Annotated in this window: 12 protein-coding genes; 6 read left to right on the top strand and 6 right to left on the bottom strand. The window is 61.4% G+C overall.

Features of this window, described 5'->3' with window-relative positions:
• The first annotated feature begins 75 nt into the window (after positions 1-75).
• Entirely contained in the window at positions 76-948 is an 873-nt protein-coding gene (gene pdxY / locus ACZ6YA_RS04380) for a pyridoxal kinase PdxY (RefSeq protein ID WP_465895725.1), read from the top strand.
• Here the strand turns inward: pdxY and ACZ6YA_RS04375 are convergent.
• On the bottom strand, positions 945-1,430 hold the full coding sequence (locus ACZ6YA_RS04375; RefSeq protein WP_465895724.1) for an acyl-CoA thioesterase: 486 nt from the start codon (positions 1,428-1,430) through the stop codon (positions 945-947). The two genes, pdxY and ACZ6YA_RS04375, sit on opposite strands and share 4 nt — an antisense overlap.
• A gap of 323 nt (positions 1,431-1,753) precedes the next feature.
• Here ACZ6YA_RS04375 and ACZ6YA_RS04370 point away from each other — a divergent pair, with 323 nt between their 5' ends.
• Positions 1,754-3,514 carry a cation:proton antiporter gene (locus ACZ6YA_RS04370; protein WP_465895723.1) on the top strand — a complete coding sequence of 587 codons (1,761 nt, stop codon included), beginning with the start codon at positions 1,754-1,756 and terminating at the stop codon, positions 3,512-3,514.
• Between the two features lie 131 nt (positions 3,515-3,645).
• Here the strand turns inward: ACZ6YA_RS04370 and ACZ6YA_RS04365 are convergent, their stop codons facing one another.
• The 4 genes from ACZ6YA_RS04365 to zwf form a co-directional block, all read right to left on the bottom strand.
• The gene (locus ACZ6YA_RS04365) at positions 3,646-4,053 is read right to left on the bottom strand and encodes an SMI1/KNR4 family protein (RefSeq protein ID WP_465895722.1); all 408 of its coding nucleotides are present in this window, start codon (positions 4,051-4,053) and stop codon (positions 3,646-3,648) included.
• A gap of 114 nt (positions 4,054-4,167) precedes the next feature.
• Positions 4,168-5,022 carry a Tim44 domain-containing protein gene (locus tag ACZ6YA_RS04360; protein WP_465895721.1) on the bottom strand — a complete coding sequence of 285 codons (855 nt, stop codon included), beginning with the start codon at positions 5,020-5,022 and terminating at the stop codon, positions 4,168-4,170.
• Between the two features lie 123 nt (positions 5,023-5,145).
• Entirely contained in the window at positions 5,146-7,335 is a 2,190-nt protein-coding gene (uvrD, locus tag ACZ6YA_RS04355; protein ID WP_465895720.1) for a DNA helicase II, read from the bottom strand.
• A 98-nt stretch (positions 7,336-7,433) separates the two neighbouring features.
• A complete protein-coding gene (zwf, locus tag ACZ6YA_RS04350; RefSeq protein WP_465895718.1) occupies positions 7,434-8,876 on the bottom strand; it encodes a glucose-6-phosphate dehydrogenase in 1,443 nt (480 codons plus the stop codon).
• Positions 8,877-8,979: 103 nt separating this feature from the next.
• Between zwf and hexR the strand changes: the two genes are divergently transcribed.
• Together hexR and ACZ6YA_RS04340 are read left to right on the top strand one after the other, a co-directional pair.
• The gene (gene hexR, locus ACZ6YA_RS04345) at positions 8,980-9,846 is read left to right on the top strand and encodes a transcriptional regulator HexR (protein ID WP_400801598.1); all 867 of its coding nucleotides are present in this window, start codon (positions 8,980-8,982) and stop codon (positions 9,844-9,846) included.
• Between the two features lie 113 nt (positions 9,847-9,959).
• Positions 9,960-10,178: a PA3496 family putative envelope integrity protein gene (locus ACZ6YA_RS04340; RefSeq protein ID WP_465895717.1), complete on the top strand. Its 219-nt coding sequence runs from the start codon at positions 9,960-9,962 to the stop codon at positions 10,176-10,178.
• On the opposite strand, the gene ACZ6YA_RS04335 is transcribed toward ACZ6YA_RS04340, so the two are convergent.
• Positions 10,120-11,067, bottom strand: a complete 948-nt coding sequence (locus tag ACZ6YA_RS04335) for a LysR family transcriptional regulator (RefSeq protein WP_465895931.1) — start codon at positions 11,065-11,067, stop codon at positions 10,120-10,122. The two genes, ACZ6YA_RS04340 and ACZ6YA_RS04335, sit on opposite strands and share 59 nt — an antisense overlap.
• Before the next feature lie 204 nt (positions 11,068-11,271).
• On the opposite strand from ACZ6YA_RS04335, the gene ACZ6YA_RS04330 reads away from it, so the two are divergent.
• Entirely contained in the window at positions 11,272-12,687 is a 1,416-nt protein-coding gene (locus ACZ6YA_RS04330) for an acetyl-CoA carboxylase biotin carboxylase subunit (protein WP_400801595.1), read from the top strand.
• Between the two features lie 11 nt (positions 12,688-12,698).
• On the top strand, positions 12,699-14,507 hold the full coding sequence (oadA, locus tag ACZ6YA_RS04325) for a sodium-extruding oxaloacetate decarboxylase subunit alpha (RefSeq protein ID WP_465895716.1): 1,809 nt from the start codon (positions 12,699-12,701) through the stop codon (positions 14,505-14,507).
• Positions 14,508-14,639: the final 132 nt, after the last annotated feature.

Here is a 14,639-nt window from a genome sequence, read left to right as displayed (position 1 = left end):
GTCTGTCGTACAGGTGGCAATCGAGTTCATACTGCGCGACGCACAATCCTTGAAACAGCTTTGGAAAACGCCCGCATGAAACGTACCCCGCACCTGCTTGCCATTCAGTCCCACGTGGTGTTCGGCCACGCTGGCAACAGTGCCGCGGTGTTTCCCATGCAACGGATCGGGGTCAATGTCTGGCCACTTAATACCGTGCAGTTCTCCAATCACACTCAGTATGGCCAGTGGGCGGGCGAAGTGCTTGCTCCAGCGCAAATTCCTGCGTTGGTGGAAGGTATTTCCAACATCGGCGAACTGGGCCACTGCGATGCGGTGCTGTCCGGCTACCTGGGCAGCGCCGAACAGGGCCGGGCGATCCTGGCGGGTGTCGAGCGCATCAAGGCGGTGAATCCGAAGGCGCTGTACCTGTGCGACCCGGTCATGGGCCACGCAGAGAAAGGTTGCATCGTGCCGCAGGAGGTCAGTGAATTTCTCTTGGAGGAAGCCGTTGCCCGGGCAGACATCCTGTGCCCCAACCAGCTTGAGCTGGACAGCTTCTGTGGTCGGCGGGCGCAGTCACTGGAGGATTGCGTAGGCATGGCCCGTGGCCTGTTGGAACGTGGCCCACAGGTCGTGCTGGTGAAACACCTGGCCTACCCAGGGCGAGTGGAGGATATGTTCGAGATGTTGCTGGTCACCCGTGACCAGAGCTGGCACTTGCGCCGGCCGCTGCTGGCCTTCCCGCGCCAGCCGGTGGGTGTGGGTGACTTGACCTCCGGCCTGTTCCTTGCCCGCGTGCTGCTGGGCGACAACTGGTTGCAGGCTTTCGAATACACCGCAGCAGCCGTGCATGAGGTGCTTCTGGAAACCCAGGCCTGCACCAGCTACGAGCTGCAGCTGGTGCGGGCGCAGGACCGCATCGCTCACCCACGCGTGCGCTTCGAGGCGCAGCGCCTGGCGTTTTAAACGGCGTCGGTCTTCAGGTCCTGGTAGCGCTTTTCCAGTTCCTGACGAATCTGCCGGCGCTGCTGGCCCTGAAGGAAGCGGCGCTTCTCTTCACTGGACACTGGCTGGCGCGGTGGCACCGCCACCGGACGGCGGTTGTCGTCGACCGCGACCATGGTGAAGAAGCAGCTGTTGGAATGACGCACCGAGCGCTCGCGGATGTTCTCGGTGACCACCTTGATGCCCACCTCCATGGAGGTATTGCCGGTGTAGTTGACGGAAGCCAGGAACGTCACTAGTTCGCCGACGTGCACCGGTTCGCGGAAGATCACCTGGTCGACCGACAGGGTCACCACATAGCTGCCGGCATAACGGCTGGCGCACGCGTAGGCCACTTCATCGAGATACTTGAGCAAGGTGCCGCCATGTACGTTGCCAGAGAAGTTGGCCATGTCCGGGGTCATCAGGACGGTCATGCTCAGCTGGGCGTTTCCAGGTTCCATAGTGTGCTCACGGTGAGGTTGCGCTGAATCGGGGCGGGTATCTGTAGACACTTCTGTTTTCCCCTCTTGAAGTTTTGCCTTCCTGGTACGGGACGTTGGCCGACGCTGCGTCGTCACGCCGATCTTGCCATCGGCGGCGGATAACCGGCCGATCTGTTTCTACATATTGCGCCGCCTTTTTGCGGCGGGGTGCGATGTTAACCTGAGTACGCCCACGCAATATGGGCCATCCTGCATTCAATACAGTATGTACTTGCTGCTCGCCCGGGTTTGCCTGGGCAGAGGAGCGGTCTGCCCGGGCATCGACAAAGGAGTATCGCGCCATGCATGCCATCAGCTTCATCCAGGATCTGGCCGTGATCATGCTGGTCGCCGGGGTGGTGACGATTCTCTTTCATCGGCTCAAACAACCCGTGGTGCTGGGCTACATCGTCGCCGGGTTCATCATCGGCCCGCACACGCCACCTTTCGGCCTGATTCATGACGAAGACACGATCAAGACCCTGGCCGAGCTGGGGGTGATCTTCCTGATGTTCTGCCTGGGGCTGGAGTTCAGCCTGCGCAAGTTGTTCAAGGTGGGGGCCACGGCGTTCATCGCAGCGTTTCTGGAAATCGTCCTGATGATCTGGATCGGCTTCGAGATCGGCCGCTGGTTCGGTTGGAACACCATGGATTCGCTGTTCCTCGGCGCGATCCTGGCGATCTCCTCGACCACCATCATCGTCAAGGCGCTCAACGACCTGAAGATGAAGAACGAGCGCTTTGCCCAGCTGATTTTCGGTGTGCTGATCGTCGAAGACATCCTTGGCATCGGCATTATCGCCCTGCTTTCCGGTATCGCGGTCAGCGGCTCGGTCAGCTCTGGCGAAGTGTTCTCCACGGTCGGCAAGCTGTCGCTGTTCATGATCGTGGCGCTGGTCATCGGTATTCTGCTGGTGCCGCGCCTTCTGGCCTACGTGGCGAAATTCGAGAGCAACGAGATGTTGCTGATCACCGTGCTGGGCTTGTGCTTCGGCTTCTGCCTGCTGGTGGTAAAACTTGAGTACAGCATGGTGCTGGGTGCCTTCCTGATCGGTGCGATCATGGCCGAGTCGCGTCAGTTGCTGAAGATCGAACGGCTGATCGAGCCGGTGCGCGACCTGTTCAGCGCCATCTTCTTCGTCGCCATCGGCTTGATGATCGACCCGCAAGTTTTGCTCGATTACGCCTGGCCGATCGTGGTCATCACCCTGGCCGTGGTGCTGGGCAAGATGCTGTCCTGCGGCATGGGCGCGTTCATTGCCGGCAACGACGGGCGTACTTCGCTGCGGGTTGGCATGGGGCTTTCGCAGATCGGCGAGTTCTCGTTCATCATCGCGGCCCTGGGCATGACGCTGCAGGTGACCAGCGACTTCCTCTACCCGGTTGCCGTGGCCGTGTCGGCTATTACCACATTGCTGACGCCGTACCTGATCCGTGCGGCCGACCCGTTGTCGCTGAAGCTGGGCCAGGTGATGCCGAGCCGGCTGTCGCGCGTGTTGTCGCTGTATGGCGAATGGTTGCGCAGCATCCAGCCGCAAGGTGAAGGCGCGATGCTGGCAGCAATGATTCGGCGCATCCTGCTGCAGGTCGGGGTGAACCTGGCGTTGGTGATCGCAATCTTCTTCAGCGGCGGATATTTCGCTGAACGTATCGGCATCTGGCTCAGTGAGTGGGTGAGCGATGTCAGCCAGCAGAAGGCGGTGATCTGGGGCGCGGCGTTATTGTTGTCGCTGCCGTTCCTCATCGCGGCCTATCGCAAGCTCAAGGCCCTGTCGATGCTGTTGGCCGAGATGGGTGTTAAGCCGGAAATGGCCGGGCGCCATACCCAGCGGGTGCGCCGTGTGGTGGCCGAGGTTATTCCGCTGCTGTCGCTGCTGGTGATCTTCCTGCTGTTGTCGGCGCTATCGGCGAGCATCCTGCCGACCAACGAACTGCTGTTGATCATTGCGGTTGTGGCGGCAGTGGTGGTGGCGGTGCTGTGGCGCTGGTTCATCCGCGTGCACACGCGCATGCAGATCGCCTTGCTGGAGACGCTGGAAAACAGCCGGGAGAATACGCACTGAAGCGGTCTTGCTAAAATTGCGCAACCTCTGTGGGAGCGGCTTCAGCCGCGAACACCGGTGAAGCCGGTGCCATCCACCGCGTTGCTTGCTTCGCGGCTAAAGCCCCACAGTGATCTGCGCAAGCTTCGAGATCAGCTTTCCAGCCAGACGTCCCGCGCCCAGTGCCACACCGACTCCCAGCTGTCTTCGCCTACCAGCTCTTCGTCGGCATCCCACAGCACTACGGTGCCGTCTTCCTCGACACAGTAGTAGTTGTCACCGTCCTGGCACAGTGGGATCAGCTCACGGGGTACGCCGGTATCCCAGGCATTGGCCGCCACATCAGGCAGGTAGGTATGCGATTGCGGGTCCATCACGGTCACCGGCTCCAGCGAGCCATATACCACGTCGCTGACGGTCAACAGGAACTCTTTGAACACGAACGGAATGTTGATGAACAGTTGTTCTTCGATCTCGACCAGTTGATCTTCGTCGGGAAGCTCCAGGGGCACCGGTACCGGCTCATTGGCTTCACGGAGTTGTTCGATCACTTCTTCCACGGTTCATTTCCTCTGACCTTGATGACAACGCTGCGCGTTATACCCTAGTAGGGCGGTCTGGCAAAAGCAAAAACCCCGGGACAGGCCCGGGGTTTTTTGTGCAACGTGCGACGGTTAACCGTTTTGGCGGATACCAGCGACCAGCCAAGGCTGGTTCTCGCCTTGGGCGCGAACCATGTGCCAGCTTTCGCTGAAGGCTTCGCCCTGGTCGAAGCGCGAGGTCTTCGATACGCCACGGAAGGTCAGGGTGGCGTCGGTACGGTCGGAGCGATCGTCCACGCCGTCCAGCTGCACTTCAAGGTTGTCGATGTAGGTGGCCTGGAAGCCATCACCCAGGTCGGCACGTTCGCGCTTGAGGAACTCGAGCATCTGCGGCGTGACGAACTCGGCGATCTTGTCCATCTCGTTGGCGTCCCAGTGCTGCTGCAGCGACTGGAAGTGGCTTTGCGCTGCGGCCAGGAAGCTTTTCTCGTTGAACCAGGCCGGAGCGTTGATGGCCGGGGCGGCGGCAGCTGCAGGCGCGGCCGAACCACCGAAGATCGACGGCTGGGCAGGCTGGCCGTGGGCTTCACGCTGGAACGGTGCGTGGCCCGGAGCGGCCATTTGCGGCTGCTGCTGGCGGCGGCGCGCAGCGATGAAACGGAACACCAGGAAGGCGATCAGCGCGACGATCAGGAAGTCCATGATCTGGAAACCTTCGAAGCCGTCACCCATGAACATGGACGCCAGCAGGCCACCGGCGGCGAGGCCGGCCAGTGGGCCCAGCCAGCGCGAAGCACCGCTGGCGGCGGCCGGAGCACGGCCAGGTGCGGTCGGCGCGGCGGCAGGCGTGGTTGGCGTAGCCTGGCGAGTCTGGTGGATAGGCGCGGAGCCCGAGCTCTTGCCGCCGCCGAAGCGCTTGGCACTGGCGTCCAGGCTCAGCGTCAGGCCGACGCAGAGCGCCAGTGCGATGCTAAGAAAACGTTGCATAAATGGGATATCCCCTGTTGTGGATTGCACGCGCGTCATGGTGCACAGGTTCCCGGGCACATGACCAGCGACAAGATGTTTCTAGCTTTTGCCTGAATGTTACAAGGGCAATCATTGCCGCCCTTAGATGGCCTCGAGCTTGGCATACCCCAACATCAGCCACTTGCTGCCTTCGGCAAAGTTCACCTGCACCCGGGCCTGGGCACCGGAACCTTCGAAATTGAGGATCACGCCTTCACCAAATACCGAGTGCTGCACCCGCTGGCCCAGGTTGAAGGCTGTCTGCGGGATATTGGCATTGGCGAACAGGCTGCTGGCGCTGGTGCTCTTGGCGCCGCCGAACGGGCGGCTGACGCTGTTGGAAAGACGCACTTCTTGCACCAGACCTGCCGGAATCTCACGTACGAAGCGTGACACCTTGTTGTAGGTCTCACTGCCATAAAGGCGACGGGTTTCGGCATAGGTCATGAACAGCTGACGCATGGCGCGGGTAATGCCCACGTAAGCCAGGCGGCGTTCCTCTTCCAGGCGGCCGGGTTCTTCCAGGCTCATCTTGTGCGGGAACAGGCCTTCTTCCATGCCCACCAGGAACACATAAGGGAATTCCAGGCCCTTGGCGCTGTGCAGGGTCATCAGCTGGATGCTGTCTTCATGCTCGTCCGCCTGGGATTCGCCAGCTTCGAGCGAGGCGTGGCCGAGGAAGGCCGACAGCGGCGACAGGTCGGCATCGTCGTCGCTGCTTTCGAAGTTGCGTGCGGCGCTGACCAGCTCCTCAAGGTTTTCTACCCGAGCCTGGCCTTTTTCGCCTTTCTCTTCCTGGTGATAGATGATCAGTCCGGATTGCTCGATGACTGTCTGGGTCATGGTGTGCAGCGGCACGTCGGCGGTCTTGCCGGCGAGGTTCTCGATAAGCTCGATGAACGCGCCCAGCGCGCTGGCAGCTCGGCCTTTGAGAGCCTTGGCGGCAAGTAGCTGGCACATGGCTTCCCACATAGACAGCTGGCTGTGACGGGCGTGCTCGCGGATGGCTTCAACCGTCTTTTCGCCAATGCCGCGCGGCGGCACATTGATGACTCGCTCCAGGGCCGCGTCGTTGCCACGGCCTTCGAGCAGGCGCAGGTACGCCATGGCGTTCTTGATTTCGGCACGTTCGAAGAAGCGCTGGCCACCGTAGATGCGGTAGGGGATGCGCTCGCGCAGCAGGGCTTCTTCCAGCACCCGCGATTGGGCGTTGGAGCGATAAAGGATGGCGACTTCGTTGCGCGAGCAGCCTTGCTTGATAAGGCTCTCGATGGTCTCGACCACATAGCGCGCTTCGTCGTGCTCGTTGTAAGCCGCATAAAGGGTGAGCGGCTCACCTTCACCGAGGTCGGTCCACAGCTCCTTGCCCAGGCGCCCGCTGTTGTTGGCGATCAAGGCGTTGGCGGCCTTGAGGATGCCCCCGGTGGAGCGGTAGTTCTGCTCCAGGCGGATCATCTCGGCGTCGGGGAAGTCGGCGGTGTACTGGTGAATGTTTTCGATCTTGGCACCGCGCCAGCCGTAGATCGACTGGTCGTCATCGCCCACGGCCATCAAGCTGCCGCCGCCACTGCCCGCCAACAGACGCAACCAGGCGTACTGCACGGCGTTGGTATCCTGGAACTCGTCCACCAGCAGGTGGCGGAAGCGCCGCTGGTAGTGCTCGAGCAGGCCTGGGTGATCACGCCACAGGTCCAGGGCGCGCAGCAACAGTTCGGAGAAGTCGATGACCCCGGCGCGTTCGCAGGCCTGTTCATAGGCCTCGTAAATGCTGCGCATGGTGCCCAGGAACAAGTCGCCACTGGCCTGGATATGCTGCGGGCGCAGGCCTTCATCCTTCTGCCCGTTGATGAACCACTGGGCCTGGCGCGCCGGCCAGCGCTGTTCGTCGAGGCCCAGCTCGCGGATCACCCGTTTAACAAGACGCTGCTGGTCGTCGCTGTCGAGAATCTGGAAATTCTGCACCAGGCGCGCTTCCTGCCAGTGCGCCCGCAACAGGCGGTGCGCAAGGCCGTGGAAGGTACCCACCCACATGCCGGCCGGGTTGATACCCAGCAGTTGTTCGATCCGCTGGCGCATCTCGGCGGCAGCCTTGTTGGTGAAAGTCACCGACAGGATCGAGTGCGGCGAGGCCTGCTCGACCTGGATGAGCCAGGCGATGCGGTGCACCAGCACGCGGGTTTTACCGGAGCCGGCGCCAGCAAGCACCAGTTGACGCCCGAGCGTGGCCGCGACGGCCTGGCGTTGGGCATCATTGAGGGAGTTCAGCAGGAGGGAGAGGTCATCTGTGTGCATCCGGCCATTCTAGGGGCAGGCCGGTTACGGGGCAAACACCCACTGTATAAATATTCACCCTGTAACGGTGCCGCTCATCGGCGAGCGGCGTGAGCGCTTCAGCCGTGCCAATGTTGGCCGTGTCTGGCCAGCAGGCTGTTGGCCTGTTCAGGGCCGTTGCTGCCGGCGGCATAGTGACGGGGGGCCTGGAAGTGTTCCTCCCAGCCATTGATGATCGGGTCGATCCAGGCCCATGCCGCTTCCACTTCGTCACGCCGCATGAACAGTGTCGAGTCACCCTCCAGTACATCCAGCAGCAGGCGTTCATACGCCTCCCAACGGCGAGTCTGGCCGAACACCTGAGCCAGGTTGAGGTCCAGCTCCACCGGTTCCAGGCGCATGCCCTTGCCTGGGCTCTTGGTCATCATGCGCAGGCTGATGCGCTCTTGCGGCTGCAACTGAATCATCAGCTGGTTGACTTGACCGCCACTGAACAGCTCGTGTGGCACGGGCTTGAACTGGATGACGATCTGCGACGAGCGCCGCGCCATGCGCTTGCCGGTCCGCAGGTAGAACGGCACGCCGGCCCAGCGCCAGTTGTCGATGTGGGCGTGCACGGCAACGAATGTTTCGGTGTCGCTGTCGTTGTCCACGTCTTTTTCGAAGTAATAGGCGGGCACTTCCTGGCCGCCGATGTACCCAGCCCCATACTGCCCGCGCACGGTCTTGTCCTGCACGTCCTGGCCGGTGATCGGCTTGAGGGCGCGCAGGATCTTCACCTTTTCGTCACGCACCGCTTCGGCCTCGAACTGTGCGGGCGGCTCCATGGCCACCAGGCACAGCAGCTGCAGCAGGTGATTTTGCAGCATGTCACGGGTGGCACCGGAGCGGTCGTAGTAGCCACCACGGTTCTCTACACCGAGGGTTTCGCAGACGCTGATCTGCACATGGTCGACCTGCCCGTTGCGCCACACAGGTTCCAGCAGGGCATTGGCGAAACGCAGGGCCATGAGGTTTTGCACGGTCTCCTTGCCCAGGTAGTGGTCGATGCGAAACACCTGGTTTTCGTCGAAGACCGCGCCGATCGCTTCATTGATTGCAGTGGCCGAGGCCAGTGAGTGGCCGATCGGCTTTTCAAGCACGATTCGCGCTTCGGGGTCGGCCAGCCCGGCCACGCGCAGGTGGTTGGCAATCGGCACGAACAGGTTCGGGGCGGTGGCCAGGTAATAGATGCGAGTCAGCCCGCCAGGTTCGCCGAGGTAGCGCGCCAGGCGGCCGAAGTCGGCGCTTTGCGAGGCATCCATGGGGAAATAGTCGAGGCGTGCGCAAAAGCGTTGCCACACGTCTTCGTCGAAATCATCGCGGGCAATCTGCGCTCGACAATTGCGTTCGGCGAGCTTGAGGTAGTCGTTGCGCGAGAGGTTGCGCCTGGCCAGGGCAATGATGCGCACGGCAGTGTTCAGACGTGCCTCGCGATACAGGTGATAGAGCGCCGGCAGCAGTTTGTGCAGGGCCAGGTCGCCGGTGCCACCAAACACCAGAATGTCGCAAGGAATAGTCAAACCACTACGCTCCACCTTCGTTTAACTGGGCGGGTTGGCGTCCATGTAGTATAACTACAAGAAAGCTACATCCCGGCCAGCCGATCATAACCGAGTCCAGCCCGTGAATCTGTTGCAACATATCGCCCAATCGCGCCACCTGCTGCGCAAATCGGAATTGAAAGTGGCCGACCACGTGCTGCTCGACCCGGCTGCGGTCATGCACAGCTCGATGGCCGACCTGGCGCACAACGTGGGCATCAGCGAACCGACCATTGTGCGTTTTTGCCGGGCGATCGGTTGTTCGGGGTTCCAGGACCTCAAGCTGAAGTTGGCGCAGAGCCTGGCCGCTGGTGCCAGTTTCGGGCAGTTCGCAATCCATGAAGACGACTCGGTTGCCGACTATAGCCTGAAAATTTTCGACACCACGTTGCACACCTTGATGGAAGTGCGTGAACACCTCGACCCGCACGCGTTGCAGCAGGCGGTGAGTGCCATGGCCAAGGCGCAACGCGTGGAATTCTACGGGTTTGGTGCATCTGGGGCGGTGGCGGCCGATGCGCAGCACAAGTTCTTCCGCCTGCTGCTCAGTGCGGCCGCTTATTCCGATCCGCACATGCAGGCGATGTCGGCGGTCACACTCAAACCGGGTGATGTGGCGGTGTGCATTTCCCAGTCGGGGCGTTCCAAAGACCTGCTGATCACCGCCAACCTCGTGCGTGAGAGCGGCGCCAACCTGATTACCCTGTGCCCGAGCCAAACGCCATTGGCCGAACTTTCGACCGTCAATCTGGCGATCGATGTGCACGAGGACACCGAAATCTATACCCCGCTGACCTCGCGCATTGCCCACTTGGTGGTGATCGACGTGCTAGCCATGGGTGTGGCAATGGCGCGCGGGCCAAGCCTGGTCAATCACCTCAAGAGCGTCAAGCGCAGCTTGCGCAGCCTGCGCTTGTCGCCCAAGTCGATCAAGGCGATGGATGACTGATCCTGGATGCAGTCATAAGCTGCGTCTTTCACTGATTTGTAACCATTGCTCAGCAAAACGGTAAAACATTGCAGTCAGTCTGAAGCTCCCCGCACTCGATCAGGGAGACAGACATGGCTCGTGACTTCGATGGCTCGTACCAACCCAACGCCAAAGCTCGCAAACAGCAGGAAAAGGATCAGCGTCGCATGGAGTACCGCCGCGCGATCGAAAGCTATTGTGACCAACGCCAACTGCTCCGCGACTTGGCGGATTACCCCGAGTTGGAAGCACTTACGGTGTGGCAGGCTTCAGCGGCAACTTCCCCGAAAAACGCTCAACAAGCGCGCTGATCAGCGCACGTTCGCTGCGGATGAATGCCAAAAATGCCAGGGCCACCGGTGACTGCCGCTTGGCCTTGGACTGCACTACGCACCAACTGCGGTACAGCGGCAGTTCTTCCACCGGCAGCTCCCTGAGCACCCCTGCGGCCAGCTCCATGTTGACGGCATGGCGGGTCAGCAAGGCAATACCGAGACCGGCGATCACGCATTCGCGCTGGGCATCGGCCGAGGCCACTTCCAGTGTTTGGGTGAAGTGCACGCGCTTGTCCTTGAAGTATTCCTCGCAGGCCTTACGCGTTCCCGAGCCCTGTTCGCGGACCAGCAGGGTATGAGGCTCAAGGTCCTGCAGGCGCAGCTGCTCAAGCTTGCACAGCGGATGTTCAGGTGGTGCCACGGCGATGATCGGGTTGTTGAGAAACGGCAGAAACTCCAGGCCCATGTCCTGCGGCACCATGGACATGATGATCAGGTCGTCACGGTTATCGGAAAGGCGCCGGATCGCCTGGGCGCGATTGACTACCGTAAGGGTCAGGTTGACCTCCGGGTGACGTTGCTTGAAGGCGGCGAACAGGTGTGGCACGAAGTACTTGGCGCTGGATTCGATCGCCAGTTTCAACTGCCCTTGCAGTGAGCCCTGCATGTCCGACAACTGCATGTCGAGGCTTTCCAGGCGTCCGAAGATGTCCCGGCTGGCGCGCTGCAGCGCTTCGGCTGCCTCAGTCAGGTAGAGCTTCTTGCCCACGTATTCGAACAGCGGCTGCCCGACCAGCTCTTCGAGCTGACGGATCTGTAGACTAACCGCGGGTTGCGTCAGCGCCATCTCCTCCGCCGCACGGCTGTACGAGCGTAAATCACACACCTCGTTAAAGATCTGTAATTGACGCAAAGTCATACGCATCAATGACTTACGCATTTTTCTCCAGCCTTTGGCAATACCTTGTAACCGAACTATAAGCTTTTGCTAATACAGCCCCTAACAAATATTGATTTTTGTTTATCGACCTACAGCGCTAGGGTGAATGTGCGACTGGCCAGCGACGTCTGGTCACGCGCCGACCGGTGAAACCGGCTCGACTGTTCCTACGGCTTTGGGAAAACTCCAGTGATAAAAAAAATCCTGATCGCCAACCGGGGTGAAATCGCAGTTCGCATTGTGCGTGCTTGCGCCGAGATGGGCATTCGCTCTGTCGCGATCTATTCCGACGCCGACCGTCACGCCTTGCACGTCAAGCGTGCCGACGAGGCCTACAGCATTGGCGCCGAGCCGCTGGCCGGTTATCTGAACCCGCGCAAGCTGGTCAACCTTGCTGTGGAGACCGGCTGTGACGCACTGCACCCGGGCTACGGTTTCCTGTCGGAAAACCCTGAACTGGCAGAAATCTGCGCCGAGCGCGGGATCAAGTTCATCGGCCCGGCCGCCGAGGTGATTCGCCGCATGGGCGACAAGACCGAAGCGCGCCGCACCATGATCAAGGCCGGTGTACCGGTGACGCCAGGCACCGAAGGCAACGTTGCCGACATCCACGAAGCCCTGAGCGAAGGCGAGCGCATCGGTTACCCGGTGATGCTCAAGGCCACCTCGGGCGGTGGCGGGCGTGGTATTCGCCGTTGCAACAGCCGTGAAGAGTTGGAACAGAACTTCCCCCGGGTCATTTCCGAGGCAACCAAGGCTTTCGGTTCGGCGGAAGTGTTCCTGGAGAAGTGCATCGTCAATCCCAAGCACATCGAGGCGCAGATCCTCGGTGACAGCTTCGGCAACGTCGTGCACCTGTTCGAGCGCGACTGCTCGATCCAGCGCCGCAACCAGAAGCTCATCGAAATTGCCCCGAGCCCGCAGCTCACCCCGGAGCAGCGCGCCTACATCGGCGACCTGGCGGTGCGTGCGGCCAAGGCGGTGAACTACGAGAACGCCGGTACCGTGGAGTTCCTGCTCGCCGATGGCGAGGTGTACTTCATGGAGATGAACACCCGGGTGCAGGTGGAACACACCATCACCGAAGAAATCACCGGTATCGACGTCGTCCGCGAACAGATTCGCATTGCCTCGGGCCTGCCGCTGTCAGTCAAGCAGGAAGATATCCAGCATCGCGGCTACGCGTTGCAGTTCCGCATCAACGCCGAAGACCCGAAGAACAACTTCCTGCCCAGCTTCGGCAAGATCACCCGCTACTACGCCCCCGGCGGCCCGGGTGTGCGTACCGACACGGCAATCTATACCGGCTACACCATTCCGCCGTTCTACGACTCCATGTGCCTGAAACTCGTGGTCTGGGCATTGACCTGGGAAGAAGCCATGGACCGCGGCCTGCGTGCCCTGGACGACATGCGCGTGCAAGGGGTGAAGACCACCGCCGCGTACTACCAGGAAATCCTGCGCAACCCGGAATTCCGTAGCGGCCAGTTCAACACCAGCTTCGTCGAAAGCCACCCTGAACTGACCAACTACTCGATCAAGCGCAAACCCGAAGAGCTGGCCCTGGCCATCGCCGCCGCCATCGCCGCCCACGCAGGCCTGTGAGGAACCTAATAATGTCCAAGAAAATCTTTGTTACCGACACGATCCTGCGCGACGCCCACCAGTCCTTGCTGGCCACTCGCATGCGCACCGAAGACATGCTGCCGATCTGCGACAAGCTCGACAAAGTCGGCTACTGGTCGCTGGAAGTCTGGGGTGGCGCCACCTTCGACGCCTGCGTGCGCTTCCTCAAGGAAGACCCGTGGGAGCGCCTGCGCAAGCTGCGCAATGCCTTGCCCAACACTCGCCTGCAGATGCTGCTGCGCGGCCAGAACCTGCTGGGCTATCGCCACTACAGCGACGACGTGGTCAAGGCGTTCGTGGCCAAGGCCGCGGTCAACGGTATCGATGTATTCCGCATCTTCGATGCGATGAACGACGTGCGTAACCTGCGCGTCGCCATCGAGGCGGTGAAGGCTGCCGGCAAGCACGCCCAGGGCACCATCGCCTATACCGTCAGCCCCGTACACACCATCGACGCCTTCGTCGCCCAGGCCAAGCAGATGGAAGCGATGGGTTGCGACTCGATTGCGATCAAGGACATGGCCGGCCTGCTGACCCCGTTCGCCACCGGTGAGCTGGTCAAGGCGCTGAAGGCCGAGCAGTCGCTGCCGGTGTTCATCCACTCCCATGACACTGCTGGCCTGGCTGCAATGTGCCAGCTCAAGGCCGTTGAGAACGGTGTCGATCACATCGATACCGCCATTTCCAGCTTCGCCTGGGGCACCAGCCACCCGGGTACCGAGTCGATGGTCGCCGCGCTCAAGGGCAGCGAGTTCGACACCGGCCTGGACCTGGAGCTGCTGCAGGAGATCGGCCTGTACTTCTACGCCGTGCGCAAGAAGTACCACCAGTTCGAGAGCGAGTTCACCGCCGTGGATACCCGCGTGCAGGTTAACCAGGTGCCGGGCGGGATGATTTCCAACCTGGCCAACCAGCTCAAGGAGCAGGGCGCGCTCAACCGCATGAACGAAGTGCTGGCGGAAATCCCGCGGGTGCGCGAGGACCTCGGCTTCCCACCGCTGGTGACCCCGACCTCGCAGATCGTCGGTACCCAGGCGTTCTTCAACGTGCTGGCCGGCGAGCGCTACAAGACCATCACCAACGAGGTGAAGCTGTACCTGCAAGGCGGTTATGGCAAGGCCCCGGGTGTGGTCAACGAGCAACTGCGCCGCCAGGCCATCGGCAGCGAAGAGTTGATCGACGTGCGCCCGGCCGACCTGCTCAAGCCGGAAATGGCCAAGCTGCGGGGCGATATCGGCGCGCTGGCGCGCAGTGAAGAGGATGTACTGACTTTCGCCATGTTCCCGGACATTGGCCGCAAGTTCCTCGAAGAACGCGAAGCTGGCACCTTGACCCCCGAAGCCCTGTTGCCGATTCCGGAAGCCGGCGCAGTCGCCGCCCCAGGCGGTGAAGGCGTTCCGACCGAGTTCGTCATCGACGTGCACGGCGAGACCTACCGGGTCGACATCACCGGCGTTGGCGTCAAGGCCGAGGGTAAACGTCACTTCTACCTGTCGATCGACGGCATGCCGGAAGAAGTGGTGTTCGAGCCACTCAACGAGTTCGTCGGCGGCGGCAGCAGCAAGCGCAAGCAAGCCAGCGCCCCGGGCCACGTCAGCACCACCATGCCCGGCAACATCGTCGATGTGCTGGTCAAGGAAGGCGACGTGGTCAAGGCCGGCCAGGCCGTGTTGATCACCGAAGCGATGAAGATGGAAACCGAAGTGCAGGCGGCCATCGCCGGCAAGGTCGTGGCCATCCATGTGGCCAAGGGCGATCGCGTGACGCCGGGCGAAATCCTGATCGAGATCGAAGGCTGACAGAAGCCTTCATCTACAAGCGGTTAACCTCTGGGGGGCGGATGCTCCCCTTTTTTTGTGCCGAATCTACCGGCCTCTTCGCGGGCAAGCCCGCTCCCACAAGGATTGCGCTGAGCCCTGTGGGAGCGGGCT

The organism is Pseudomonas sp. NPDC090752 (assembly GCF_055584805.1).
Note: the sequence above shows the minus strand (reverse complement) of the source record. Positions and strands in the feature narration are given on the sequence as shown.

Bases quoted from the DNA above. Each gene is read 5' to 3' on its own strand.
- pdxY (WP_465895725.1), top strand. From the start codon at position 76: ATGAAACGTACCCCGCACCTGCTTGCCATTCAGTCCCACGTGGTGTTC.
- ACZ6YA_RS04375 (WP_465895724.1), bottom strand. From the start codon at position 1,430: ATGGAACCTGGAAACGCCCAGCTGAGCATGACCGTCCTGATGACCCCG.
- ACZ6YA_RS04370 (WP_465895723.1), top strand. From the start codon at position 1,754: ATGCATGCCATCAGCTTCATCCAGGATCTGGCCGTGATCATGCTGGTC.
- ACZ6YA_RS04360 (WP_465895721.1), bottom strand. From the start codon at position 5,022: ATGCAACGTTTTCTTAGCATCGCACTGGCGCTCTGCGTCGGCCTGACG.
- uvrD (WP_465895720.1), bottom strand. From the start codon at position 7,335: ATGCACACAGATGACCTCTCCCTCCTGCTGAACTCCCTCAATGATGCC.
- ACZ6YA_RS04340 (WP_465895717.1), top strand. From the start codon at position 9,960: ATGGCTCGTGACTTCGATGGCTCGTACCAACCCAACGCCAAAGCTCGC.
- ACZ6YA_RS04335 (WP_465895931.1), bottom strand. From the start codon at position 11,067: ATGCGTATGACTTTGCGTCAATTACAGATCTTTAACGAGGTGTGTGAT.
- oadA (WP_465895716.1), top strand. From the start codon at position 12,699: ATGTCCAAGAAAATCTTTGTTACCGACACGATCCTGCGCGACGCCCAC.